The organism is Vreelandella profundi (genome assembly GCF_019722725.1).
In the GTDB taxonomy this organism is placed as follows: domain Bacteria; phylum Pseudomonadota; class Gammaproteobacteria; order Pseudomonadales; family Halomonadaceae; genus Vreelandella; species Vreelandella profundi.
In genome coordinates, this window is the sequence record NZ_CP077941.1 from 2,839,340 (window position 1) to 2,865,154 (window position 25,815).

The following is a 25,815-nucleotide window of genomic DNA, read 5'->3' on the forward strand; positions in this document are numbered from 1 at the left end:
TAAATAGCTATGTAAATAGCCCGGTTAAGGCCCAGGCTAAGCGCTAGGCAGAGTGAATGCCAAGGGCTAAGAGTAGCGCTGGCGCAGCACTTTAGCGGCTTCTACCATGTTAGCTAGCGCTGGCTCTACTTCTGCCCACCCGCGGGTTTTTAGTCCGCAGTCCGGGTTGACCCACAGGCGCTCAGCGGGAATTTTTTCCAAGGCTTTTTCCATCAGCTCAACCATCCAACTCACCTCGGGAATGTTCGGGGTGTGGATATCATAAACCCCAGGCCCAATTTCGTTGGGGTACGCGAAGTTCTGAAAAGCGTCTAGCAAGTGCATATCCGAACGCGACGTTTCGATGGTAATAACATCCGCATCCAGCGCGGCAATCGCTCCAATAATGTCATTGAACTCCGAATAACACATATGCGTGTGCACCTGGGTGGTGTTGGCCACGCCCGCAGCACTGAGTTGGAAGCTCTCCACCGCCCAGTCAAGATACGACTGCCATTCCTGCTGACGTAGCGGCAGGCCTTCACGCAGCGCCGGCTCATCAATTTGAATAACGTTGATGCCCGCTTGTTCCAGGCCCAGCACTTCATCACGCAGCGCTAACGCAATCTGGCGGCAGGTGGTTTGCCGTGGCTGGTCATCGCGCACAAACGACCATTGGAGAATAGTCACCGGCCCGGTCAGCATGCCCTTCATCGGCTTGCTCGTCAGGGTTTGGGCATATTCGCTCCAGCGTACTGTCATCGGCGCCGGACGTGACACATCGCCAAAGATAATCGGCGGTTTTACGCACCGTGACCCATAGCTTTGAACCCAGCCAAAGCGGGTAAACGCAAACCCTTCCAGCTGCTCACCAAAGTATTCGACCATGTCGTTACGTTCGGCTTCGCCGTGCACCGGCACGTCGATATCTAGCGCTTCCTGGCGCTCAACCGCATAGGCAATTTCCGCCTGCATACGCGCTTCATAATCAGCTAACTCAAGCTCGCCTGCTTTAAACGCGCGCCGAGCGGCACGAATCTCATCCGTTTGCGGAAAAGAGCCAATGGTCGTGGTCGGAAATAGCGGTAGCTTGAGCGCTCTGCGCTGGGCCTCTGCGCGCTGAACATAAGGCGCTTGACGCTGGCTATCGGCAGGCGTGATGCTCGCTAAGCGGTCACTGACCGCGGGCTGGTGGATACGCGAGGATTCACGCCGAGCGTCCAGGGCACGCGTTGCCTCATCTAAGCGCTGCTCATCCGCGGGGGTCGCGCGGTTATCAATCAATCGCGTAAGCGTCACCACTTCGGCGAGCTTCTGGCGGGCGAAGGCTAACCAGCTGATGAGCTCCTCGCCTAGCGCCGTTTCCTGCGCCAGATCTACCGGCACGTGCAGCAGCGAACAGCTCGGTGCTAACCATAGCCGCTGACCCAGGCGGACTTTTAAAGGCAGTAAGCGTTCGCGCAGAGCCGCTAAGTCGGCCCGCCAGATATTACGGCCATCAACAAAGCCGACAGACAGCACCTTATGGGGCCCCAGACGATCGATCACGCCGTCTAACTGCTGCGGTGCCCGCACAGCGTCAACGTGCAGGCCCGCCACGGGTAGCCGAGTAGCCAGCGAAAGGTTATCACCCAGGCCACCAAAGTAAGTGGCAATCAGCAGCTTTAGCGGCGCGGATTGTAAGTGGTGATAAGCACGCTCATAGGCCTGCTGCCATGCTAACGGTAGATCCTGCACCAGCGCGGGCTCGTCCAGCTGAACCCATTCAACGCCTTGGGCCGCAAGCCGCGTTAAGATCTCGCTGTATACGTTTAGGACACCGTCTAATAACGTTAAGCGATCAAACTCACTGCCTTTAGTTTTCCCTAACCACAGCCAGGTTAGCGGCCCGGTGAGCGTCACTTTAGGCGTAAAGCCTGCGCTCAGCGCCTCGTCTACCTCAGCAAAGAGCCGAGTTGATGCCAAGGTAAAGGCTTGTCCTTCGTGCAGCTCAGGGACAAGGTAGTGATAGTTGGTATCGAAGTATTTCGTCATTTCGCAAGCCGCAGCGGGTTCGCCGCTAGGCGCTCGACCGCGGGCCATGCGAAAAGCAGTGTCGAGGTCAATATCGCCGCTGGCGACGTCTGTCTGTGCATTGAAGCGTGCAGGCACGGCGCCTAGGGCCACTGAAACGTTGAGCACTTGATCGTAAAAAGCGAAATCCCCGACGCTGATAAAATCCAAGCCAGCGTCCTGCTGCTCTTGCCAGTGACGCAAGCGCAGTTCGCGGCCGGCGCTTTCAAGTTCGCTACGCGTGCATTCACCTTTCCAATACGCTTCAGTGGCTTTCTTCAACTCGCGCTGAGCGCCAATGCGGGGATAGCCGAGAACATGAGAAACTGTCATGATGATACCTACCAACGTGAATAATTTCACACAGTCTGGTCATCAGGCACAAATGAATCAAACTAAAGTTTTTAATGACAAGGATGAAAAATATTCACACCAACAGGCTACGCCATGATTGAACTGCGCCACCTCCGCACGCTGCTCGCCCTGCGCGAAACTGGCTCGCTGGTCGATGCCGCCGAACGCGTCCATCTGACCCAATCAGCGCTGTCTCATCAGCTCAAAGATCTAGAAGGCCGCGTCGACAGCGCGTTATTTGTACGTAAAACGCGCCCAGTGGAATTTACGCGCGCGGGGCTGCGCCTGCTTGCCCTGGCTGATCAGATATTGCCCGAGGTACGTAAAGCAGAGCGGGACTTGGCGCGCTTAGCAGGCACCGAGCAGGGCCGGCTGCATATGGCGATCGAGTGCCACAGCTGCTTTCAATGGCTAATGCCGACGGTGGATTACTTTCGTGACCATTGGCCAGAAGTTGAAATCGACATTCCCAGCGGCCACCATTTCGACCCGCTGCCGGCGCTCGCCCGTGAGCAGCTAGATCTTGTCATCACCGCCGATCCTCAGCCGCTTGAAGGCATTCACTATGCTCCGCTGTTCCGCTATGAAGGATTACTGGCTGTCGCTCGGCAGCATTCATTTGCAGGCCAAGGGTTTATTGAACCCCAGGCGCTCGCGGATGAAACCCTGATCACGTATCCCGTTGAGCAGTCGCGCCTGGATGTTTTCAGCCAATTTTTAAATCCAGCCAACGTCCGCCCTCGTGAGATCCGTACGGCAGAATTAACCATTATGATGATGCAGCTGGTAGCGAGCGGGCGCGGCGTATGCGCACTGCCTAGCTGGGCGCTAACCGAGTACCTGGAGCGTGATTATGTAAGCGCGGTGAAGCTGGGCGAACACGGGGTATGGAGCACGCTGTATGCGGCGATTCGCGAAGAAACGCGGGAAGCGCCCTGGATGCAGGATTTCTTACGCACTGCTCGCGAGACGTCTTTTGCAGTGCTCTCAGGGATTAAGCCGGCGGATCTCGACGCGGAATCAGCAGCGTAAAGCGCGCGCCGCCCAGGTGGGGGCTAGTATCAACGGTAACGCTACCGCCGTGGCTAGCCATAATTTTCTGCACAATCGAAAGCCCCAACCCGTAGCCGCCGGAGCTGCGGGCCCTGCTGTCATCCAAGCGAGCAAACGGCTTGAAAATATCGGCACGCGCTTCAGGTGGAATACCCAGACCATCATCCTCTACATCAATGCGGACGAGTCGGGGCTCATCCCATAGCCGGATGACCACGCGAGCCTTCGCATGACGGCAGGCATTACCCACTAAGTTTTGCAGCGCACGCTGTAGATAGCGCGGCTCCGCCAGAAGCTCGACCTCATCACCCTGTGTCAGTGCGAGCGTTAGGCCTTCGTGCAATGGCGAGAGTGTATCAATAACGCGCTCTGCCATAGCCCGGCAGTCGACCAGCCCGGTTTCAAGCTCGGCGCCGTTAATAGTTTCGCCGCCTAATCGTGCATAGGTCAGGATTTCATCGACCAGCTCATCAAGCTCTGCAATATCAGCATCAATACCCTGTAGCTGGCGTCGGATGGCGGGCTGGTCAGTCATATCTTCGACCATTTGAACGGCAAAACGGATGCGCGCCACCGGGGTGCGCAGCTCGTGAGAAACCGCGCGAATCATTTCTTGCTGCCCCCGCAGCAGGCTCTGTACCTGATTAGCCATCCCGTTAAAAGCCATTCCCAACCGACCTAGGAAATCACCGCTTTCAACTTTTACTCGGGTTTCTAAACGTCCGCTAGCGATCCGTGTAGCGGCCAGTTCAAGCCTTGCCATACGCTCTTCAATGCTGCGCATAATTAAATAGATAATCAGGCTAAGTACGATCATCAGCCCAACTAATAGGGGAAGGTGTAAATTCAGCGGTAAGGTATCGCCACGGGAAATGGGGCCCGCCTGTAGCCACGCCGATTCACCGGGCAGTTGATAAAGCAGCGTAATCGATAGCTTGTCGGACACTAATTGGGTCACGACACCACCGCTAACCAACAGCGTTTGCTGCTCTGCGGTTAGCCGGTCTGGCACGGTGGCCAGTAACTGCAGCGGCCAGCTTCCTGAACGCAGCTCGTCGATGAGGCTTTCACGCTCATCCAAAGGGGTTCTCGCAAGCCAGTCGCCGAGCAATGAAATGCTGCCGTGCCACTGGTGCTCACTCCAGTCATCCGCCAGCAAAGCCTGTAACAGCTGGGTACTTTCCGGCAAACGCTGTTGCAACAGCCAGGGATCCTCAGCAACCAGTATTTTGCCCTGCTCTAAGCGCGAGCGTTCAAAGTAGCCGAGATCAGCGTCAGCGATGGGCAACAGCGTAAGCTTTAAATCCAGCCGCTCTGAAAAGCGATCTAACAGATCACTGCGTTGCTCTACAGGCGTATCGGCTAGCCGGCGGGTCATCAGTGACATCGGCAGCGCGGCGAGCTGCTCGCGATAGTCTTCACGGCGCACCTGTTCGATAAACGAGCGCCCGGCCAAGGCCATTGCAAACATCACCAGCAGCGCTAGGCCCAGCAGCACATAGAAGCGCAAAAACGAACCGCTGCTGAACACCCGCTGCATGGCACCGCCTCGCAAATTAACTGTCTTTAACGAACAGATAGCCTTTACTACGAACCGTTTTGATACGATGTGGGTGATTAGGATCATCACCAATTTTGGGTCGAATTCGTGATACACGCACATCGATCGACCGATCTTGACCGTCGTACTTAATGCCCCGTAAGTCGCTGAAGATTTCTTCGCGGGTAAGAACACGCCCGGCGTTGCGACCGAGCAGCCAAAGTAGATCAAACTCGGCGCTGGTTAAATCAATGCGCTCACCGGAGAGCCAGGCTTCACGCGTCGCATTGTCTATTTCCAGGTTTTCGAAACGTAGCCGCATTTCGCCATTGGGCGCAGGGCCATCAGCGCGGCGCAGTAATGCGCGCATGCGGGCAAGCAGCACCCTTGGCTGAACGGGCTTGGGTACATAATCGTCGGCCCCCATCTCAAGCCCCAAGACTTGATCCATGTCATCAGTGCGTGCCGTCAGCATCATGATAGGGCCAGCAAAATTGGGTCTAACGCGGCGACAAATCGCTAAGCCATCTTCGCCTGGCAGCATTAAATCTAAAATAACTAAGTCTGGCTGCAAGGTTAAAATACGATCAACCGCTTTCGCACCGTCGGCTTCCCACGAGACTTGGAAGCCGTTCGCTTCCAGATATTCTCGGGTTAACTCGGCAAGGCGCTTATCATCTTCAATGATCAGAACATGATCTTGATCGGGATAATCAGGCATGACAGGCGCTTGGGACTCAAGCGCCTGGAACTGCTGTTCCAAGTGATCCACCATCCTCTTTACTCACTCTACTTAGGCTGTTTGTTTTCACCGGGTCACCCAGCATCAACGCAGATGATCTATTGTTAGCTCTAGGATAACTCAAAACCATGAAAATACCCCCTAATGTCATAATCATTACGCTTATTGGCGATTGTGTGTGGCCGGGCACTTGATTCCCCTAACCACGGGGGCTACTGTATAGGCGCTAACTGTCGACAATCTGACAGGAGAAACCTGCCATGAAAAGTAATAATACGAAAAGTGTCATTAAGCGTGTGTACGTGCCTACCCAGGTACGCGATCTACCCAACGGGGAAAAATTAAAAATTCCCGGGCATTACAGATCACCACCCGGCGAAGCAAGCGACGCCACTGAGTAACGAATACTCATAATATTAAAAAGGCAGGCCATCACTGGCCTGCCTTTTTACTTATTCACGCGATTAAGCTGACCAGCAGGAAAAAGGGTAACACTATAATGCATATTAACGTCACCTAATTAAGTGAAATTCACTGCTCGGGAAGTCTCAAAATCATCTCACCCGCATGCATTTCAATCGAGAAAAGGTTCAAAAAACTCATCCCAAGCAATACGGTACCTCGCTCCAGCCCCGGGCTAATAGAGCCTTGAACATTTTGTACGCTGAGCCCTCCCAGCGACACCTCGCCCAGCTCCGTTAACGCTCCTTCAACTCTGCCATTGGCGGTATTAAACCAGGCGCTGCGCCCTGGTTCCAAGCCTAACTCTGCCGCTAAGTCGGCGGGTACCGCTACATAGGTGGCGCCAGTATCAAGTAAAAAAGTGACGGGCGAGCCGTTAATGCGCCCTGGAGACTCGAAGTGCCCTGCACGGTTTCGCTTTAACGTGACAGGCTCGCCCGCTGGCAGCGTGTGCACAATGTTGGCATTGGGGCGCATCATGGCATCCAGGCCACCCTGTATCCACCAGGTGCCAACCGCCATTAGCAGTATCCAAAAGAACAGCATCATACCAATGCCGCCGCGCTGTAATGACTGCGTGGCCATAGGTCACCTCACTGCAGTAACGGTGTCTTATATAGACTTTCTCGTTATAGCCATTAGCGCTGGCTCTCCCAAGCAAGCGCAGCTTCACGGCCGCGTCGCTCGTTGACTCTGGCACAAATCAGCATCGCGATAACGAACAGGCCAACGCATAATAAAATAGATGCCTGTAGGCCAATCAGCGTTTGCAGCACGCCCAGCATTACGATGCCCAGCACGCCCGCTAATTTATTGGCCAGCCCCCAAAAGCCAAAGAATTCCGCTGACTTTTCCAGCGGTGAAAATAAGCCAACCAGCGCCCGACTTGCCGATTGGCTAGAGCCCAAACTCATGCCCGCTAAGCAGCCGACCACCAGAAAGACGTATTGAGCCTGCCACTGTACCTCAAAGCGCCCGTTCACCCATTGCGTCACCTCTGGCGTTGCCCATATAGCAATAATGGCTAATACCCACAGCGCCAGCGTGATTTGATAGGTGCGCTTGGCGCCGAGTCGATCCTGCAGCCAGCCAAACCCCAATGCCCCCGCGGCGGCGGTAATCTGGACAATAATGAACATGATGTTGCGCACACTTTCGTCCCAGCCAATCACTTGAGCGCCATAGATGAAAGCAAACGCAATGATGATGTACACACCGGCCATTGAGAAAAGCAGTGAAATCAAAAAGGTGGTCAGGTCTTTAAAATGGCGTAGTTCGTGAAACGTCACCATCACGCGATTCAGGGCAATGTGGCGATAAGAGACACCGCGTGGCTGGGGCGTGCCGCGCTCTTTCAGCCAGAGGAAGGTAGGAATCGCGGTAATCAGAAAAAACCCGGCGGCAAAGGGGCCCACCCAACGAATGCGCTCGAAGTTCTCCGCACTGGCCTCACCTAGCACCACCAGCGTGAATCCCGCGGCAAATAGCCCGCCAATGTACCCTAACGACCAGCCAAATCCGGAAATTTTACCCAGCGCCTCCGGTGGCCCCAGCTCGGGCAAAAACGCGGCAATAAATGATTCACCCATCGAATAGGCGTAGTTAGACAGCACAATTAATAGCAGCCCCATGATGACGTAGCTCGGCTCAACGAAGTAAAGCATCGCCGTGGTCACCACGGTGGCTAGATAGCTCACCAGCAGAAAACGCTTTTTCTCAGCCCGATAGTCCATAATCGCGCCGCACAGTGGCGCCGTCACCACGACCATCAAATAGCTGATCGCCAGGCCAAGGCTCCATAAAAAATTAGCGAGCCGGAAGTTGTCGCCCCGATCCCCGACAATCACGGTGGTAAAAAGCTCGCCAAATACCACCGTAATAATCAGCAGCGTGTAGGCTTGGTTCGCAAAATCAAACATCGCCCAGCCGAAGATTTCTCGGCGCGACGCGTAGGCACCGGTCACCTTAGCAGTGTTAGCTGGCAGCATTGGGTCTCTCTCGCAGGGGGAATCGTAAGCCTAGCAGGTGTTTGGCCAACATTCTTCAGCGCTACGCAAACGCCCAGCATCGCTGGGCGTCACGAAAAGCATGGCAAATCAAAACAAGCACTATCACTATCACTAACGGTAGAGCAACCAGTGCGCAATAACCGCGGCAAAACCAATGACCATCGCCGTCACCACCGCAACAGTCACTATCCGGTCAAGCCAGCGATCAAAGGCTATTCCTCTAGACAAGGCAGGCCGTTTAGCCTGCCTTCTCGTCGCCCCGTGGCGTCCTTGCCGAGCCATTAGCATATTTGCTGCATGTGGGTTTGCTCCTGAATAGCTCGCGCTTTAAACGCTAGCTCCCGCAATAGAAAGCTTTCTTATCTCTATTGATGCTGACTATTTAATGCGTCGATTAATCACGTTGGGCGCGCGACGCAGTCGCTCTTCTTCACCCAGTAGCTCCGCTTCAAAGGCATCGGCACCTACTGGCGTATCACCATGGCGACGGTATAGCTGCGTTAGCATGGCTTTACGATCTGCGCGCAGCTCTTTCACCAATACGAAGATCATCATATACAAAATAAAGGTGAACGGCAGCGCTGACAGCACCGCGGCCGATTGAAGCCCGGCTAACCCTCCCGACGCTATCAAGGTGAAACAGATAGCGGCAATCAGCACACCCCAAACAACGCGTTTGTACAACGGCGGATTAATGGAACCATTATCCGTCATTTGCGCCACAATATACGAGGCCGAATCAGCCGACGTGACCAAGAAAATAAAGATTAGCATCATCGCAACAACGGAAAGCACACCGGAAAATGGCATTAAATCAAACATTTCGAACAGTGCGGCGGTGATATTGTTCTGCGTCGCTGCGGCTAGGCCGATATTGGTACCATTAAGCTCCATATGCAGCGCCGCACCGCCAAATACGCCAATCCATAAACAGGCCAGCAGCGGCGGCACTAGCAGCACCCCAAACACATACTCTTTGATAGTACGACCACGGGATACACGAGCAACAAAGGTTCCCACAAAGGGCGACCAGGCAATAACCCATGCCCAGTAGAAAATTGTCCAAGTGCTGGCCCACTCATTATCGCTATAGGGGGAAATTCGCAGGCTCATGCCGATAAAATTCTGCAGGTAATCACCGATACCCACGGTAATCGTTTCCAATATCGCAAGCGTAGGGCCAGTAATGAGCACATACAGCATCAACCCGATGCACAAGATCATATTGAGGTTAGAGAGGCGCTTAATGCCCTTATCCAAACCCGACCAAGTGGATGCCATATAGGCGCAGAACATAACGAAGAGAATAATAAACTGCCATAAGCCGTTTTCAGGCAGGCCAAAGACGGCGTTTAAGCCACCGTTCATCTGCAGCACGCCTAGCCCCAGCGAAGTAGCAACGCCCATTACCGTAGCAACCACCGCAAACACGTCTAGCCATGAGGCATAGGGGCGTATCTTAGGATTTTTAGCGGTGACCGACGAAAGCACAGAAGAGACAAGGCCGGCCTGCCCTTTACGAAACTGAAAGTAGGCGATGATCAAACCCACGATCGAGAACGCCGCCCACTGATGGATCCCCCAGTTAAAATAGCTGTACTGGATGGCGTAACGCGCCGCGGCTTCGGTCTCAGCGGGGACATCGCCATAGGGCGGTTCAATATAGTGAGACATTGGCTCGGCCATACCATAAAAAACCAGACCTACGCCAAACCCCGCAGCCAGCAGCATGCTAATCCATGAGAAAAAGCTATAGCTGGGTCGACTGTCCTGCGGCCCTAAGCGAACCTTGCCATATTTACTCAGCGCCAAGCCGAATAAAAAAATCACAAAACCGAAGACAGAAAATAAGTAAAACCAGCCAAAAACCTCGGTAACCGTAGATAACGCCCCTTCTGCGAGGCTTGCAAAACCTTCAGGAAACGACGCTCCCACAATTACCAAGCCTAAGATAATCACCACCGATGCGATGAAAACCGACTTGCCTCCATGATTGGCCATATAACCTTCCTGTTAGATGAGCATTGTGCACCAAGTGAGTGCGTGTACAGCTTAATGCTAACATTTTAGGATTGCAGGCGCATTTCAAGGCAAGGCAAGCGAAAATCATCCCCATAACAAGATAATCAGCAATTTTCTTAGAAAAACGATACGCCTCGTGTCAAAGAGCGTTCGCACGCCGTGCATTCATACGGCGGATCTTTTGACTCACAATGCCGTAACGCGGGCCGCCGATAAACGCCAGCACAAAGAAAGCACCGGTCATTACCGCCATCATGCCGCCAATCGAGACGTTCCAGCGCACTGCGAGATAGTAGCCGGTAACGCTTGAGGCAACCGAGATAAAGGCACCGATTAGAAACATTAGCCACAGGCGATCAGTTAACAGATACGCGGCAGAAGGTGGAACGATGGCAAAGGCAATGAAAAGCACGGCACCTACCGCATCAAAAGCAGCGACGGCGGTGGTACTGGTCAGCATCAGAAGCGCATAAAAAAGGATACTCGGGGCAAAGCCCAGCGTTTTAGCCAGCGCAGGATCAAACGTCGCCAGCTTTAGCTCTTTATAAAACAATATAATAAACAGGTAATTAACCGCAGTCACGATACCCATCGACACCAGGGCTTGCGGCACGTTGTATCCAGCTATGGTGGTGATATCCAGCCATATAAAGCCAATCTCACCGAGTAACACCGTGTGGGTATCGATATGAACATCGTTGGCATACAGATTTAATAGCAGCACGCCGATCGAAAATAGCGCAGGAAAGACAAGGCCAATGGCCGCATCTTGTTTAACGCGTTTAGTATTGGCCAAAAGCTCCGTTAAAAACACCGTGAGCAGGCCTGTCAGCGCTGCTCCCACCAGCTGAAACCAACCACTTTGCTGATGCGTTAGCAGCCACACAATGACAATCCCAAAGACAATGGAATGGCTGATCGCATCGGTTAGCATGCTATTCCCGCGGAGCACTAGAAAAGTCCCAACGGCGGATGACGCAATGCCCACTAGCGCGCCAACGGCCATTATCTGTAGCTCGATGCTACTGAAAAACACGTCCAGCATCAGGTGATCTTCCCATTCAATTCAGCCATCACGCTTTGTGCTTCGCGAACGCCCAATGACGTTAACGACCAGCGACGCCCCGCTAACATTGGCAGGCGATTCGTCTTCTGGCTGACTAACAACCCTCGTTGGCGCAGCTGCCAAAGCGCTACCGCGGCGGAAAAATTCAGCCTAAACGGCAGGCCGTGAGACTCTTGGTCCCGCGTTGACTGGGTTTTATAGAGGGTATAAAGAATTTGCCGACGGCGCAGCTGAGACTGCTGGCTAAGATGCTGAAGCAGCCCCCACAAAAGTCCTCGCTGGGGCGCTATCGCTAGTGAAAGCAGCACAATAATAGACGCCGATAGAATAATCAGAGGCCCCGTTGCTAACCCGCGTGACAGCGCGCTAATCGATGCTCCAGAGACACCGCTTACCACGCCGACACCGGCGGCAATAAACACCATGGCGCCTAAATGACGGCTCCATTGGCGGGCAGCAACGGCGGGCGCCACAATCATGGCGGCCATTAACACCACACCTACCATTTGTAGGCCAACCACCACTGCCAGCGTCACCATGGTGGTCAGCAGCACTTCTATCAACGACACCGGCAGCCCCAGGGTATGCGCAAACTCCGGGTCAAACGTCACCAGCTTAGCTTGTTTCCACAAAACGCTAAGTAGCGTCAATGAAAACAACGTAATGCCCCCCATCAGCCATAAATCTGAGCGCAGCGTCGCGGCGGCTTGGCCAAAAAGAAAGGACTCTAATCCAGCTTGCGATGCGTTATTGCTGCCTTGAATATAGGTGAGCAGCACTACGCCTATGGCAAAAAAGATGCTCAAACAGATACCGATACTGGCATCCGTTTTAAGCCTACTCATGCGCGTTAACGCAAGCATCAAGAGCGCGGCTAAGGCGCCCGTCACCATAGCACCGACAATAATGCTGCCCATCTGGCGGCTGCCCGCGATAATAAACCCCAGGCAAACGCCCGGCAGCGCCGCATGAGAAATAGCATCGCCTAGCAGGCTTTGGCGTCGCAGCACTGCAAAACTGCCCAGCGGACCGCTAATCAGGCCTAACAACGCGGCCCCAATCACTACGTTTTGAAACGTATAGTCGTGAAAAATGCTTAGCCACTGCACCGTCAGTTATTCCTTTTCGAGGCAGCAAACATCAGTGCATTGCTGTCATCTAACAGAGCAATCTGGCCACCATAGGCTTTGCGTAGGTTATCGGCGGTAAAGACGTCATCAACATTACCCATCGCCACAACGCTAACATTCAACAGCAGCAGCCAGTCAAAATAACGGCGCACTGTTTGCAGGTCGTGATGAACCACAATCAAGGTCTTACCTTCATCACGTAAACGCCGCAAGATATCGATAATGGCACGCTCGGTGGTCGCATCAACGCCGGCCATTGGCTCATCAAGAAAATAGACATCCGCCTTCTGAACCAGGGCGCGCGCGAGAAAAACCCGCTGCTGTTGGCCACCCGACAGCTGACTGATTTGGCGATCCGCCAGCGCGCGCATCCCCACCATATCGAGCGCCTCAAGTGACTCTTGGCGCTCCTTGCGTCCAGGCCGCTTAAACCACCCCAGCCGGCCATATAGGCCCATTGTCACCACATCGAGAGCGGTAGTCGGAAAATCCCAGTCGACGCTTGAACGCTGGGGCACATAGCCCACGCGCTTGCGTTGCGACTTATACGATTTCCCGTCTATAAAGGCTTCACCGGAAAGTGAAGGTACCAGGCCCAGTAGGCTCTTAATCAGCGTGCTTTTGCCAGCGCCGTTGGGCCCGACAATACCGGCCATAACACCTGAGGGAATATCGATATTGATATCCCACAGCACGGGCTGGCTGTGATAGCTGACCGTCAAATCGTTAACACTTAACGCGATACGCTCATCACGCACCATAAACGCTCTCCGCGGCTAAACTGTTGCGTGCATTCACTCGGCTATCTCCCAGCGCCCCGCCCATTCAGAAAGCGCGTCTGGCATAGGCGCTAAGCTGCCTCCCAACGCCTCTACGATATGCCGAGTATTGGCGTAGATCATGCCGATATAAGTACCGTCTGCGCTATTGGCATCGCCCATTGCATCGGAATACAGCTCGCCGCCGATAGCAACCTCATGCCCACGCTGGCGGGCTGCCTCAATGACCGCCTGAATGGTGCGGGGATTAATCGTGCTTTCTACAAAAATCGCGGGAACTTCACGCTCAACCACCACATCGGTCATGCTACGAATATCAGCGATGCCGGTTTCAGTTTGAGTGCTAATCCCTTGAATGCCTTCGACCTCAATACCGTAGGCGCGTCCATAATAGCCAAAGGCATCATGGGCGGTTACTAAGATACGCCGACGCTCTGGAATACTTTCAATGCTTTCAGCCACCCACGCATGCAGCGCGTTCAGCTGCTCTTCGTATTTCGCGGCATTGGTTTCAATGGATGCCTGGCACTCAGGTCTTGCTGCCGTGAAAGCGTCGCTGATTGCAGGTATCGTTTGCGCCCAAAGCGAAACGTCCATCCATAAATGAGGGTCAATGCCATACACATCTTGAGACGTCATCAGCTCAGCAGGATCAATACCTGAAGGCCCTACCGCTAACGTCGGTTTATTGTGCGAAAAATTTTCCAGCACAGCGCCTAGCTGGCCTTCCAAAGAATAACCGGCATAGAGAATTTGCTCTGCCTGTCTCAGCATGGCGACATCGCTGGCATTTGCTTGATACAGGTGCGGATCAACGCCAGGGCCCATCATCGCCTCTACTTCAACGCATTGGCCACCGATTTCCTGGGCGACGTCGGCAATCATGCCAATCGTCGTCGCCACGTTTAATGGTGATTCATTGGCTGAAATTAAGGGTGCAAAGGACATCATCCCCAGTAAAGCCACTGCTCGCTTCATCGCTCTCTTCCCCCAAGAATGTCAAAACCTGTTTTCAAAGCATGTCGCTTAAAACTTAGCTCTCTAAACCCATCTATAGGGGTATCGATGCTGAAACCAGAACGTCGAGGCTAGTCGACAGCCTGCAACAAGATAAGCTTATGCAATTTATATTCACACATGGAAACAAACATAGCAATGGCTAACTTTACGATAAAACGATGCCCTTAAGAAAGCGAAACGTCTCTCTGTAAACGACCGACATATCGAGGTGAACTTATTAGCCAAGCTGGCCTCCAAAGCGTACTGTGCACTCAATGGTGCAAGTCAATGATGGAGGCTCTAATGCCACAGATGAATCGCGACCAACGTAACGCTGCATGGCAAGCGGCTAATCAATGGCGCGCCCGTGCAGCGCAAACTCAGCCCACCGGTTTAGCAGGCAGTTTAAAGCTGCTTTTCACATGGCTGGCGTTTGGCGCGCTGATGATAGTCGGCGTGGTGCTTGGTCTGTTTTTCTTATTGATTGGCTGGGCAATGATGCCGTTTATGCGCCATAAGATGAAAAAGCGCATGGAGCAAATGCGCGCTGAACAAGCGCAAGACATCGGTGGCGGCTACGCTAATCCACATACGTCATCACAGCGCCCAGGCCATCAGGACGCGTTAGACGGTAGTTATGAAGTCAAAGATGATCGCTAGTTATTTTGTCACTTTAAGCGCCAGGCATTTCAGCGCAAGACATCGCTATTAGCCACCGTGCGTGGCGCTTTTTTATGACACGGGTGCATATATCCAGGTAAATGCCGCGGCTAACGTTAGCGGCATTACGACCAAACTCCCCAAATTACCAATCAGTACCAGCGAGGCTACCTTGTGCGGTGCCAGCTGGTATTGTTCTGCAACCAAGTAATTCAACACCGCAGGCGGCATTGCTGCGAACACTAGTAGCACGGCCATCTGCAGTGCATTCAGTGGCAGCAGCCACATTAACGGTAACGCAATCACTAATCCGGAAAGTGGACACAGCACGGCCCCTAGCATACCCGTGCGCCAATCGCTAAAGTCGATTTCCAGCAGCCGAACCCCTAATGCAAACAGCATAAGCGGAATACATACTCCGCCCAGCATATGCATGGCCTCTAGCAGCCAGCTCGGCAGCGGGAAGTTACCAAGATTCACGGCTAAACCCGCCAAACTCGCCAATACAATCGGCATGCGCAGTATTCGCCACAGCGACGTACGTGGATTGAGCATATAAATCCCTACCGAAAAATGCAGCAGCATTTCGACAATAAACACCACGACCGCCGCAGGCAGCGCCTCAGGGCCAAAGGCCAGCACTAGTAGCGGCACGCCCATATTGCCTGCATTGTTAAACATCATCGGGGGTAGGAAGATTTTGATGTCTAGCGATAGCCATTTAGCCAGTGGCCACAGCACCAGCCCTGACCCCAGCACCACCGCAACCGCCGCCGTGGCGAGCCAAGCGTAATCGGCTAGCGGCGCTTGGCGGTCGGCCAGCACGGCAAACACTAGCAGGGGAACGAACAGCTCCATGTTCAGCGTATTGAGGCTACGAATATCCGGCGTGCGATAGCGCCCGTAAACAACGCCACAGCCGGCGATCAAAAATACCGGAAGCAGAGTGCCCAAAATATGCCCAATCATGTGGCTCGCCCTGCCTTACGCCTTGGCATCATTTATTCTTCCAAATTATGTTGATAGCGACGGTTGATTAGAGATTGTCAGCCATGGACGGCTCAAGAAAACGCTGCCAAAGGGCCGTCACTATTTCACGCTGATGGCGAAATTCCTCACCATCGCTGAGCGCTTTTTCACCGGTCAGCGCCGCACGATGAGTAGCGCTACGGTAAGCAAGATAGGCTTCTCGAAGACGCTCCGCCTCATCGGAAGGTAAGTACCCACTCTCGGTCAGGCTCTCTAAAATCCGAATATTATCACTGTAGGTCAGCAGCGCAGGGGTTTGGTTAGCAAGCGCTAACACCGCGTACTGGCACAGAAACTCGATGTCGACCATCCCGCCCGCATCGTGCTTAACATTGAACGTATCGCTGGTGGCTTTACTGCCCAGATGATCGCGCATTTTTTGACGCATTTTGACAACTTCGTCTCGCAGCGCGGCGTTATCACGCTGACGAGATAAGATATCGCCCCGAAGCTTGCCAAATTTTTCGGCGAGTAAATCGCTTCCAGCCACGACCCGTGCGCGCACTAATGCCTGATGCTCCCAGGTCCAGGCATTTTGATGCTGGTAATCAGCAAAGGCTTTCAATGATGTGACCAATAGCCCTGAGTTGCCCGAGGGTCGCAGGCGCATATCAACCTCATAAAGACTGCCCGCTGGCGTTACGGCCGTCAGCAGGTGAATAATGCGCTGACCCAGGCGGGTAAAAAACATCGCCGTATCAATGGGCCTTGGGCCGTCAGTCGCGCCTTTGCCGTCGCTATCATGCAAAAACACCAGGTCTAAATCGGAGCTGTAGCCCAGCTCAATGCCGCCCAGCTTGCCGTAGCCAATAATTAGAAACTCGGCTTCACTGGCATTGAGCCCCTCAGGCACGCCGTGCTTACGCGTAATGTGCTTCCACGCCATCGCTAGCACCGCATCAAGAATCACCTCGGCAATAAAGGTTAAGTAATCACTCACTTTCATCAAATGCCGAGTACCGGCAATATCGGAGGCGGCAACGTGCAGCTTTTTGGCATGCTTAAAGACACGCAGCGCCTCTAGCTGCGCCTCTTCATCATCTTCGGGCAAGCGGTTCAGCGTTTGGCGCAGCTCGTCCGCCAGGCGCGCCTTATCGGCGGGCGTATATAGCGTCTCCGGGGTTAACAGCTCGTCGAGCAAAATGGGATAGCGCGACAGCTGTTCGGCGATCCAGGGGCTGGCGGCACACAGGTGCATAAGGTGCTCAAGCGCATGCGGGTTTTCGCGCAAGAGTGCAAGGTAAGCGGTACGCCGCAAGACGGCTTCAATCAGCGGCTGCACGCGTACCAGGGCCGTATCCGGCGCATCGTTACTCGCCACGGCATCTAATAACAGCGGCATTAATGCGTCCAGCCGCTCAAAGCCAATTCGCTGCATGCTTTGTACTTGGCGCGAGTGATAAAGGCTCTGCAGCCGTCTCAGGGCTTTTTCTGGCTCATGAAAACCTGCCTCGGTCAGATGCGTAATGGCTTCGTCTGCCTCTAACTCACCGCGCCACATTAGCCGCCACTGAGCCAAACCCAGCTGGCTGGCGTCATTGGCATCGTCAACATCGTCTTCAGGATCCGCGATCACCGCATCAAAGTGTTGGCGCACCCGTTCACGCACTTCATCAAGCTGCGCCATCAAGCCAGACCAATCTTCGTGGCCCATGGCAAAGGCCACTCGCTCACGATCGCTATCATCGCTAGGCAAGGTTTGTGTCTGGCGATCTTCCAGCGCTTGAAGTGCGTGCTCAATATCGCGTAAAAAAGCGTAATCGGGCAGTAGCTCATCAACCACCGTTTGAGGCAGCAGGCCTAGCTCAGGCAGCCGGTTGAGCGCGGTTTTCAGCGACGTCACCTGCAGCTCCGTATCGCGGCCGCCGCGAATCAGCTGAAAGGCCTGCACCACGAACTCAACCTCGCGAATACCGCCGGGGCCAAGCTTAATGTTGCTCTGCATACCTTTGCGCTTTACTTCGCGGTTAATCATCGCCTTTAGCTCGCGCAGTGACTCAATCGCGCCGAAATCAAGGTAGCGGCGATACACAAAGGGGCGCAGGCCCGCTAGCAGTTCACGCCCTGCCTCTACATCGCCTGCCACCGGGCGCGCCTTCAGCATCGCGTAGCGTTCCCACTCGCGGCCCTGATCTTGGTAGTAGCTGGAAAGCATCGCAAAGCTGCCTACTAGCGGGCCGCCATCGCCGAGTGGCCGCAGGCGCATATCAACGCGGAAGGCAAAACCATCCGCGGTCATAGCATCCAGCGCGGCAATCAGCTTTTGGCCCAGCTTAGTAAAATATTCCTGATGCTCCAGCGGCTTGCGCCCGCCCTGGGTTTCGCCTTTTTCAGGGAAAGCAAAGATAAGGTCGATATCAGAGGAAAGGTTAAGCTCCCCGGCCCCCAGCTTGCCCATCCCCAAAATGACCAGCCGCTGGGGCGTTCCGTCTTTGCGTGGAGCGGGCGTGCCCCAGCGCGTGGCGTAAAACTGCTCAAGCCAGGTTAACGCAGCTTCAAGGCATAGTTCGGCAAGCTCAGACACCGCCGTGGCGGTATCCCACATGGTGTGGTTGGGCACTCGGTTAAGATCACGCCAGATAATGCCCAGCATGCGTTGACGGCGAAAACGGCGTATTACTCGCTGCATACCTTCTTCGTCATCGATCCGCTCAAGCGACTCGTTCAGCCAGTTTTCCAGCGCTTCGCGCCCTGGGTTTGCGTCTAGCTCGCCGGCGATATCAAGCTCAGTCAGCCAGTGCGGGTATCGGGCGAGGCTATCCACAAGGAACGTTGAGATCGACAGCACTCTGGACAAGGCCTCGCGGCGGGCCTCAGAAAGCCCCTGCCAGCTACTTGAGGGCAGCTCCTGCTGGGTCATCTCGGCGACATTATCAGCCTGGGCGAGCGCCTCAACCAAGCGCTGCCAAGCAGATTTGGCCACTGTTTGTAACGACGCTGGCAGCGTCGACAACGGTAAGAAATCGTTGTTCACTTGCATAATCACCTCGCTGCCAAGCACGTTTATCGGCGTTGAAAAAGTTCGTCTAGTTAGCTAGTTATTAAACTTGGCCTTCCAACCCCGACTTAGCTATAGAATTTTTCCCAACCTAACAGCCCCCAGGTAAGTCCGGCCATAATCAGCGACAGCATAACCGCCGCAGAGCCAATGTCCTTAGCCCGCCCAGAAAGCTCGTGGTGCTCGGTGCCAATGCGATCGACCACGTTTTCAATCGCACTGTTGAGCAGCTCTACTATCAGCACCAAAAACAGGCTTCCCACTAGCAGCAACCAGCTAACGGGGCCTTCACCAATCCACCAGGCAAACGGCAGCATAACCGCCGTGATGCCCACTTCCTGACGAAAAGCCGATTCGTTTCTAAACGCGGCTTTAAGGCCTTTCCATGAATAACGCGTGGAGTGAACCAAATGTGTTAAGCCGGTATGCCCTGGTTTCATACACGTTGCCTCACCTTGTGAGCGTAAAGTTGAATCAGTTCGCTAAAATCATTGCATCTAGGTCAAGAGACAGCGGATCCAGCACCTCGGACCAGCTTAGATAAGGCGTACTGCCGTTACCGTTGACCAGAACACTAAACACTCCCCAGCGCCCTTGTGCCGTACGAAAGTAACCCGCAGCAGCGCGAACCGCGAACGGCTGGTTTAGCGTACCTGTTTTTAACATGACATTGTTTTGAAACGTCGCTGAACCACGCCGAATAAAACGCATCACCCCATTAGCCGGCGATTGAAACGCCGCGACAAAGCTTGGAAACAGAGCGCTCTGACGAAACATGTCCTCTAGCATCACGTTCACACCCTGCGCAGACGTCCGATTTTCCGTCGTTAGCCCACTGCCGCTGTATAGCGTTAACGGCCCGTGCCCAGGCAGACCCTGAGCGTATGCTGCGACCGCTTGGCCCGCTTGGCGCAGCTGCGCTTGTGGCGTCTCGACTAGATCCAGCGCCAGCACATCAGCCATATAATTATTGGAGTAATTCATGATGCGCAGCAGTATTTCTTGCAGCGGCTGACCGTCAATCGCCGCCAATCGCTGGGCCGTGCTGGGCGGCTGGGTGGAGCTAACCCGCCACGGTTCACGCACTTGAATACCCGCCTGATTAAGCATACTCAGCAATACTTGTGCGGTTTTTTCAGCCGCATCGCCCGCACCACGATAGATATCCTGGGCGCTGGCATTGGTTGAAATCTGCCCGGTGAGACGCATGACATCGCCGCGTTCATCCGTCACCCTTTCAGCACTTATCTCTGTGCCGCTGTTCGCCGGGCGAGTCGTCACCTGATTATCAATGGTGATCAGCGGTGCCTGGCTGTCGCATAGGCCAACGCGTGCAGGTTCACCGGCAACGGCGGCAGGGGCAACATTAACGCACCAGGTGCCGAAATCAACGCCTGCCGAAGAAAGCGGTGCGCTATAGGCGTTAGTGACCTGGGTCAGGGCATTGCAGCGGTCAGTGGTAATGCAATCGACAGGCCCAAAGCGCCACTGGCTAACCACCAATGCACCGTCAACGTCGCGAACCCCCGCTAAGTGCAAACGTTGCACCAAGCGCCATAAATTTTCAGTGGTCAGGCCCGGATCTCCCCCACCCTCAAATACTAAATCACCGCGCAGCACACCATTATCCACCCGGCCAGAACTCACTAATTGACTAGTAAAGCGATGCTGGGGGCCAAAACGATTCAGCGCCGCCGCGGCCAGATACGTCTTGGTCACCGACGCCGGCGACATCTGACGTTCAGGGTTCAAGCTGCCTAGCAGCGCATTGACGTTTGAATCAGCGTCTAGCAGGCGCGCTTCAGCGCTGATCGAAAAGCCTTTATCTGCTAATTGCCCTAAGCGATTAAAGTCGGCAAGCAGCGGGGAACTGGCCAGCAGTGCCGCGGTGGTGATGCTAACAACAGAAATACCACGCTGCAGACGCGCAGCTAGGTTAAAAAAATGCGTCATGTTCGCTCCAAATCAACGCGTAAACGCCACAGCGCCTGGCCGCTTTGCGCATACTTAGCTTCAAACGGGGTTAAATAATCAACGGTGGGGGAAATTTCGGCAACGCTCGACTGCCTACCGGTCACCTGAGCAACCGCTAAAGCAAACTCTTCAACGTATATTGGCCAGTTAGAGCGCAACTCAAGGCATCCCCCAAGGGCCAACAGTGTGGGTAAAATAGGATGACCATGCCAGCGCATTTTAAGGTGGCCAGACTTAGGGTAAGGATTAGGGTAAAGCAGATAGTGCCGCTCGGGTGCCCAGCCAGCCTGGTGGGCAAGGCGCCAGAAATCGACAAGGTCTGCTCGCACCAGCAGAGCGTTCGCAGGCAGATCGCCGTGATCACGCCCTAACCGACTTTCACTACGATCAACGCCTATCACCGCTCGGGTTGGGAACTGGAGTGCCAGTTGACGTGTCGATAGTCCTACACCGCAGCCCGAATCAAGTATCAGCGGCGCTTGGCGGGCCTGAAACCACTCGGCCGCCTGCGCAAAACTGTGCTTGGTATGCTCGGCAATCGGCTTGCGCAGCGGGTACGCTAACGCTCGGCTGACTTGGCGCGCCAGGTCGTGATGAGGGCCAGGTTGATTAGAGGTCACTGATCGAGAATTATGCTGCATGCCATCTCTCGGCTGAAAAGCCGTGATTCTATCAGTCTAGAACGCTTGCGGCATGACGCCATTGCGCGCCCGGTGCTATCATCACGCCTTAATTGCATATGAAGCGCATGACTCTGGTCATTATACGGTCCGAGTATTGCCAAAAACCGTTATTACCACCATCGCACCACGAGGAACCCGGCTTGTCACACTTACCGGTGATTGTCGGCATGGGTGGCATCAATCCCGCAGGCAGAACATCAGGCCATCAGGCCTTCCGCCGCACCGTGCTTGATGCTCTTCCTGCTGACCAGCAACGCCAGACACTGGAAGGCTTGGCGGCGCTTATGCGTCTTGTTCAGCACTCCGACCAAGGTTGGCTTGATCAGTCTGGCCAGCCTGTAGATGCCCCTGCTGAGTCGCTGCGTGAACAGGTGCTTAACCATACCCTGATCCGCCGCAATGAAGACCCGCGTTTTCTCGACCCGGGGATGCCGTCTAATCGGCAGGCCAGCATGCATCTTGCTGAGCCGATGCGCTTTACGCTGCGTCGACGCCAGCTGCCCGACCACCTGCCGGCAGACTGGCAGGTGCGCGATATTGATGCCCGCGAGGTAGAGGTTAGCGTGCCCGCCGGCGTGCTAGAAGTGCTACTGCCCGATGCACAGGTTCCTAAAGTGCGTGCAGCGGCTCAGCTACCCAGCGGCTTTGACCCTGCCAGCCTCTACCGCAGCGTGCACCACCCTCGCGGATTATCGCTGGCGGTGTTTGGTGCCAGCGACTGCCTAGGTGCCAGCGGCCTTTCCTGGGAAACGCTGCGACAGCAGCTTAGCCCGGATCATATTGCCGTGTACGCCGGGAACTCTATCGGCCAATTAGACGATCAGGGCTGGGGTGGCTTGCTGAAGAGCCTGGTGAGCGGCCAGCGTGCTACGTCTAAGCAGATGCCGCTGGGCTATGGCCAAATGCCTGCCGACTTTTTAAATGCCTACGTGCTTGGCAGCGTAGGCGGCACCGGCGCCGCATTAGGCGCCTGCGCAAGCTTCCTTTATAACCTGCGCCTCGGCATTGACGACATTCGCTCCGGGCGACGGCGGATAGTGATGGTGGGCACCGCCGACGCCCCTATTACGCCAGAAATTATTGAAGGCTTTAGGGCCATGGGTGCGTTGGCTGACGATGCAGGCTTGAAAGCGCTAGATGCTCTGGAGCTGCTCACTGATGCTGACTATCAGCGCGCCTGTCGGCCGTTTGCACGCAACTGCGGCTTTACAATGGCAGAAGCCAGCCAGTTCGTAATGCTAATGGATGATACCTTAGCAATGGACGTTGGCGCCGACATTCTGGGCGCCGTGCCCGATGTGTTCGTCAATGCCGATGGCTATAAGCGCTCAATCTCCGCACCGGGCATTGGCAACTACATCACCCTGGGTAAAGCGGCGGCGCTAGTGCGCGATATGCTCGGTGAAAAAGCGCTGAAAGAACGCAGTTTTGTGCACGCCCATGGCACCAGCACGCCTAAGAATCGCACCACTGAATCTCATGTCCTGGATGAAATTGCTCGCGCCAACGGGATCACCGATTGGCCCGTGGTCGCCATTAAAGCGTTTATCGGCCACTCGCAAGGTTCAGCTGCGGGCGACCAGCTAGCGAGCGCCTTAGGCAGCTTTGCCCACGGCCTGCTGCCGGGCATCCCCACGCTTGACGCGGTGGCAGACGATGTCCATGCCGAGCGGCTGCGCTTTTCGCAAACGACACAGGCATTTCATGCCGATGCCGCTTTTATCAATGCCAAAGGCTTCGGGGGCAACAATGCCACCGGGGTGGTGCTTTCCCCAGCGGTGACCGAGCGCCTGCTAACTCAGCGCCATGGCGCAGCGGCGGTGAGCGCCTGGAAAGAGCGTCGCGAGACGACTCGCCTAACGGCGGCGGCCTATCTTGCCCAGGCAGATTCTGGCCACTACGCACCCCGCTATCAATTTGGCGAGGCGGTGCTTGAAGGGCCAGAGCTGGATATACATGCTGACCGAATTCACATTCCCGGCTACGATCACGCTATCTCGTTAACCAGTGACAATCCGTTTGGCCGGCTAGACGAGGAAACGTCGTCATGAGCACCGGCAATGCCAATATCGCCGTTTATCCAGGCACCTTCGACCCGATCACCAACGGTCATTTCGACCTGATTGAGCGCGGTGCGCGACTGTTCGACAAGGTGGTGATTGCGGTCGCCGAAAGCCCAGGCAAACGCCCCAATCTCACCTTGGAAACACGCATAGCCCTAGCAAAAACGGTTTGTGCGGCGTTGCCCAATGTTGAGGTGATTGGCTTTTCAAACCTGCTCACCGCCATGATGCACGAACAGGGCGCATCGATCATACTGCGCGGCCTGCGCGCGATATCCGATTTTGAGTACGAGCTGCAGCTTGCCAATATGAACCGCGCACGAAATCCGGAGCTCGAAAGCGTGTTCCTCACGCCTGCGGTAGAAAATTCGTATATTTCTTCGACCATTGTGCGTGAAATTGCCAAGCTCGGCGGCGACATTTCCCCATTAGTTCATCCGCAGGTCGCCGAGGCGCTGCGTAAGCATTACACTAACTAGCCAACGCCATTGTTGAGTAAAACACTCAGGTATTGATCCCCTGAGTGCGCCAGCCATCCGCGAGGTATGCCCATGGCCCTGATGATTACCGACGAGTGCATTAACTGCGACGTCTGCGAGCCCGAATGTCCCAATGACGCTATTTCCCCAGGCGAGGAGATTTACGTCATCAATCCTAGCCTGTGCACTGAGTGCGTTGGTCATTTTGATGAGCCACAGTGTCAGCAAGTGTGCCCGGTAGACTGTATTCCACTCGATCCTGAGCGTCACGAGAGCCAAGAACAGCTGATGACGAAGTACCGCATCATCACTGCCGCTTAAGCGGCTCAGCCCTTAACGTGCGTATTTGGGCCCTCGCCTGGCCAATCATTTTATCTAATATTACTGTCCCACTGCTGGGTCTGGTGGATACCGCCGTGGTTGGGCACCTGCCCGACTCTCGCTATTTAGCGGGCGTCACCCTAGGCGCGATGCTCTTTAGCTTCCTCTACTGGGGATTTGGCTTTTTACGCATGGGCACCACAGGGCTGGTCGCTCAAGCTATGGGGCGCGAGAACGACACTGACGTGCGCAACCTGCTGGGCCAGTCGTTGATCATGGCACTGGTGATCGGCGTTCTGCTTATTCTATTTGCGTCACCGCTAATCTCACTAGGGCTATGGCTATTAGACGGTAGCGAAGTGGCCACCCACCTAGCCCGTGAATATGCCCACATACGCCTCTGGTCGGCGCCAGCCGTTCTCGCTAACTATGCGATTTTAGGATGGTTTCTCGGCCAGCAAAATTCGCGCGTTACCCTAATGATTTTGCTACTCACCAACAGTGTCAATATCGCACTGGATATCTGGTTTGTGGTGGGGCTAGGCATGACCAGCAACGGCGTCGCTTGGGCCAGCGTAATTGCTGACTACACGGCTTTTGCGTTCGGCGGCTATTTAGTGCTGCGCCAGCTAGCCACGTTGAAAGGTACTTTTTTGCGCGAACGTTTGCTCGCGCTAGCGGCCTACACGGCGCTTTTTCACGTCAATGCCAATTTGTTCGTGCGCACGCTGGGGCTATTATTTGTCATGGCCTTTTTTACCGCTCAGGGGGCGCGCCAAGGCGACACCATACTGGCGGCCAATGCGGTGCTCCTGCAATTTATTATGCTGACCAGCTACGCCCTGGATGGCTTTGCCCACGCGGCAGAATCGCTTGTGGGGCGCGCTTACGGGCGCAAAGACTGGCGCGAGTTTGCGCTTACCGTGCGCGCCGCCGCACGTTTTTCCTTTTGGACCGCGGGCGCCGCTGCCTGCCTATTCGCCGTCGGGGGTAACGGGCTGGTGGCCCTGCTTACCGGCCTTGAAGAAGTGCGCATAGTCGCGGCGCAGTATCTGCCGTGGATGGTCGTTATGCCGCTGATTGCAGTATGGAGCTATTTACTCGACGGCATTTTTATCGGCACCACCGGCGTGCGCGAAATGCGCAACAGTATTTTTATCGGCCTCGCCGCTTACCTGCCCGCCTGGTGGCTAACCCAAGGGCTCGGCAATCATGGGCTCTGGCTATCGTTTATGCTGTTCACCCTGGTTCGCTCGGCGGTATTGATCCATTACTATCGCCGTCACTACCATCGCCGCTACCAGCTAAACCGCTGGCGCTAAAACGGGGCAATTAGCGTCAACTAAGCTAACGTGAGATGAAGCGTGCAGCTTCAAGGTGAAAAATACCGCCCTCCCCAGTATATTAGCCACGGATCAGCA

Annotated in this window: 23 protein-coding genes; 7 read left to right on the forward strand and 16 right to left on the reverse strand. The window is 54.8% G+C overall.

The annotated features are described in order from the left end of the window. Nucleotides 1-66 precede the first annotated feature (66 nt). Entirely contained in the window at nt 67-2,364 is a 2,298-nt protein-coding gene (gene metE / locus KUO20_RS13000; protein WP_235040271.1) for a 5-methyltetrahydropteroyltriglutamate--homocysteine S-methyltransferase, read from the reverse strand. Between the two features lie 114 nt (nt 2,365-2,478). Between metE and KUO20_RS13005 the strand changes: the two genes are divergently transcribed. Further along, complete coding sequence (locus KUO20_RS13005; RefSeq protein ID WP_235040272.1) at nt 2,479-3,417, forward strand: LysR family transcriptional regulator; 939 nt, start codon at nt 2,479-2,481, stop codon at nt 3,415-3,417. Here KUO20_RS13005 and KUO20_RS13010 read toward each other — a convergent pair. Continuing rightward, complete coding sequence (locus tag KUO20_RS13010) at nt 3,380-4,978, reverse strand: ATP-binding protein (RefSeq protein WP_235040273.1); 1,599 nt, start codon at nt 4,976-4,978, stop codon at nt 3,380-3,382. The genes KUO20_RS13005 and KUO20_RS13010 overlap by 38 nt on opposite strands. Nucleotides 4,979-4,994: 16 nt before the next feature. Next, the gene (locus tag KUO20_RS13015) at nt 4,995-5,753 is read right to left on the reverse strand and encodes a response regulator (protein ID WP_273543180.1); all 759 of its coding nucleotides are present in this window, start codon (nt 5,751-5,753) and stop codon (nt 4,995-4,997) included. A gap of 227 nt (nt 5,754-5,980) precedes the next feature. Here KUO20_RS13015 and KUO20_RS13020 point away from each other — a divergent pair, with 227 nt between their 5' ends. Next, nucleotides 5,981-6,121 (forward strand): hypothetical protein, encoded by a 141-nt coding sequence (locus KUO20_RS13020; protein ID WP_235040274.1) that lies wholly within the window; start codon nt 5,981-5,983, stop codon nt 6,119-6,121. A 130-nt stretch (nt 6,122-6,251) separates the two neighbouring features. Here the strand turns inward: KUO20_RS13020 and KUO20_RS13025 are convergent, their stop codons facing one another. The 8 genes from KUO20_RS13025 to KUO20_RS13060 form a co-directional block, all read right to left on the reverse strand. Further along, nucleotides 6,252-6,767, reverse strand: coding sequence for a retropepsin-like aspartic protease family protein (locus KUO20_RS13025; RefSeq protein ID WP_235040275.1), 516 nt, complete (start codon nt 6,765-6,767; stop codon nt 6,252-6,254). 53 nt (nt 6,768-6,820) lie between these two features. Beyond that, nucleotides 6,821-8,170 carry an MFS transporter gene (locus tag KUO20_RS13030; protein WP_235040276.1) on the reverse strand — a complete coding sequence of 450 codons (1,350 nt, stop codon included), beginning with the start codon at nt 8,168-8,170 and terminating at the stop codon, nt 6,821-6,823. Between the two features lie 132 nt (nt 8,171-8,302). Beyond that, nucleotides 8,303-8,473, reverse strand: coding sequence for a hypothetical protein (locus KUO20_RS13035; protein ID WP_235040277.1), 171 nt, complete (start codon nt 8,471-8,473; stop codon nt 8,303-8,305). A gap of 96 nt (nt 8,474-8,569) precedes the next feature. After that, a complete protein-coding gene (locus tag KUO20_RS13040; protein WP_235040278.1) occupies nt 8,570-10,192 on the reverse strand; it encodes a BCCT family transporter in 1,623 nt (540 codons plus the stop codon). 160 nt (nt 10,193-10,352) lie between these two features. After that, a complete protein-coding gene (locus KUO20_RS13045; RefSeq protein ID WP_235040279.1) occupies nt 10,353-11,258 on the reverse strand; it encodes a metal ABC transporter permease in 906 nt (301 codons plus the stop codon). After that, nucleotides 11,258-12,388: a metal ABC transporter permease gene (locus KUO20_RS13050; protein WP_235040280.1), complete on the reverse strand. Its 1,131-nt coding sequence runs from the start codon at nt 12,386-12,388 to the stop codon at nt 11,258-11,260. Before KUO20_RS13050 ends, KUO20_RS13045 begins: the two co-directional genes overlap by 1 nt. Before the next feature lie 2 nt (nt 12,389-12,390). Next, on the reverse strand, nt 12,391-13,170 hold the full coding sequence (locus tag KUO20_RS13055; RefSeq protein WP_235040281.1) for a metal ABC transporter ATP-binding protein: 780 nt from the start codon (nt 13,168-13,170) through the stop codon (nt 12,391-12,393). A 33-nt stretch (nt 13,171-13,203) separates the two neighbouring features. Then, nucleotides 13,204-14,166: a metal ABC transporter solute-binding protein, Zn/Mn family gene (locus KUO20_RS13060; RefSeq protein WP_235040282.1), complete on the reverse strand. Its 963-nt coding sequence runs from the start codon at nt 14,164-14,166 to the stop codon at nt 13,204-13,206. 324 nt (nt 14,167-14,490) lie between these two features. Here KUO20_RS13060 and KUO20_RS13065 point away from each other — a divergent pair, with 324 nt between their 5' ends. Then, complete coding sequence (locus KUO20_RS13065) at nt 14,491-14,847, forward strand: hypothetical protein (protein ID WP_235040283.1); 357 nt, start codon at nt 14,491-14,493, stop codon at nt 14,845-14,847. A 72-nt stretch (nt 14,848-14,919) separates the two neighbouring features. Here KUO20_RS13065 and KUO20_RS13070 read toward each other — a convergent pair whose 3' ends face one another. From KUO20_RS13070 to trmB, 5 genes are all read right to left on the reverse strand, one after another. Further along, nucleotides 14,920-15,816 carry an AEC family transporter gene (locus tag KUO20_RS13070; protein ID WP_235040284.1) on the reverse strand — a complete coding sequence of 299 codons (897 nt, stop codon included), beginning with the start codon at nt 15,814-15,816 and terminating at the stop codon, nt 14,920-14,922. 67 nt (nt 15,817-15,883) lie between these two features. Then, the gene (glnE, locus tag KUO20_RS13075) at nt 15,884-18,856 is read right to left on the reverse strand and encodes a bifunctional [glutamate--ammonia ligase]-adenylyl-L-tyrosine phosphorylase/[glutamate--ammonia-ligase] adenylyltransferase (protein ID WP_235040285.1); all 2,973 of its coding nucleotides are present in this window, start codon (nt 18,854-18,856) and stop codon (nt 15,884-15,886) included. Between the two features lie 86 nt (nt 18,857-18,942). Next, nucleotides 18,943-19,314 carry a diacylglycerol kinase gene (locus tag KUO20_RS13080; protein WP_096278136.1) on the reverse strand — a complete coding sequence of 124 codons (372 nt, stop codon included), beginning with the start codon at nt 19,312-19,314 and terminating at the stop codon, nt 18,943-18,945. A gap of 34 nt (nt 19,315-19,348) precedes the next feature. Beyond that, nucleotides 19,349-20,827, reverse strand: coding sequence for a D-alanyl-D-alanine carboxypeptidase/D-alanyl-D-alanine endopeptidase (dacB, locus tag KUO20_RS13085; RefSeq protein ID WP_235040286.1), 1,479 nt, complete (start codon nt 20,825-20,827; stop codon nt 19,349-19,351). Next, a complete protein-coding gene (gene trmB / locus KUO20_RS13090; protein ID WP_235040287.1) occupies nt 20,824-21,489 on the reverse strand; it encodes a tRNA (guanine(46)-N(7))-methyltransferase TrmB in 666 nt (221 codons plus the stop codon). The genes dacB and trmB overlap by 4 nt, the downstream gene beginning before the upstream one ends. 209 nt (nt 21,490-21,698) lie before the next feature. On the opposite strand from trmB, the gene KUO20_RS13095 reads away from it, so the two are divergent. The 4 genes from KUO20_RS13095 to KUO20_RS13110 all read left to right on the forward strand — a co-directional run bounded on the left by KUO20_RS13095 (nt 21,699) and on the right by KUO20_RS13110 (nt 25,716). Next, entirely contained in the window at nt 21,699-23,582 is a 1,884-nt protein-coding gene (locus tag KUO20_RS13095) for a beta-ketoacyl synthase (protein ID WP_235042482.1), read from the forward strand. A 71-nt stretch (nt 23,583-23,653) separates the two neighbouring features. Then, the gene (gene coaD, locus KUO20_RS13100; RefSeq protein ID WP_422823145.1) at nt 23,654-24,073 is read left to right on the forward strand and encodes a pantetheine-phosphate adenylyltransferase; all 420 of its coding nucleotides are present in this window, start codon (nt 23,654-23,656) and stop codon (nt 24,071-24,073) included. 72 nt (nt 24,074-24,145) lie between these two features. After that, nucleotides 24,146-24,394 carry a YfhL family 4Fe-4S dicluster ferredoxin gene (locus KUO20_RS13105; protein ID WP_235040289.1) on the forward strand — a complete coding sequence of 83 codons (249 nt, stop codon included), beginning with the start codon at nt 24,146-24,148 and terminating at the stop codon, nt 24,392-24,394. Between the two features lie 17 nt (nt 24,395-24,411). Then, a complete protein-coding gene (locus KUO20_RS13110) occupies nt 24,412-25,716 on the forward strand; it encodes an MATE family efflux transporter (protein WP_235040290.1) in 1,305 nt (434 codons plus the stop codon). The last annotated feature ends 99 nt before the right edge of the window (nt 25,717-25,815 follow it).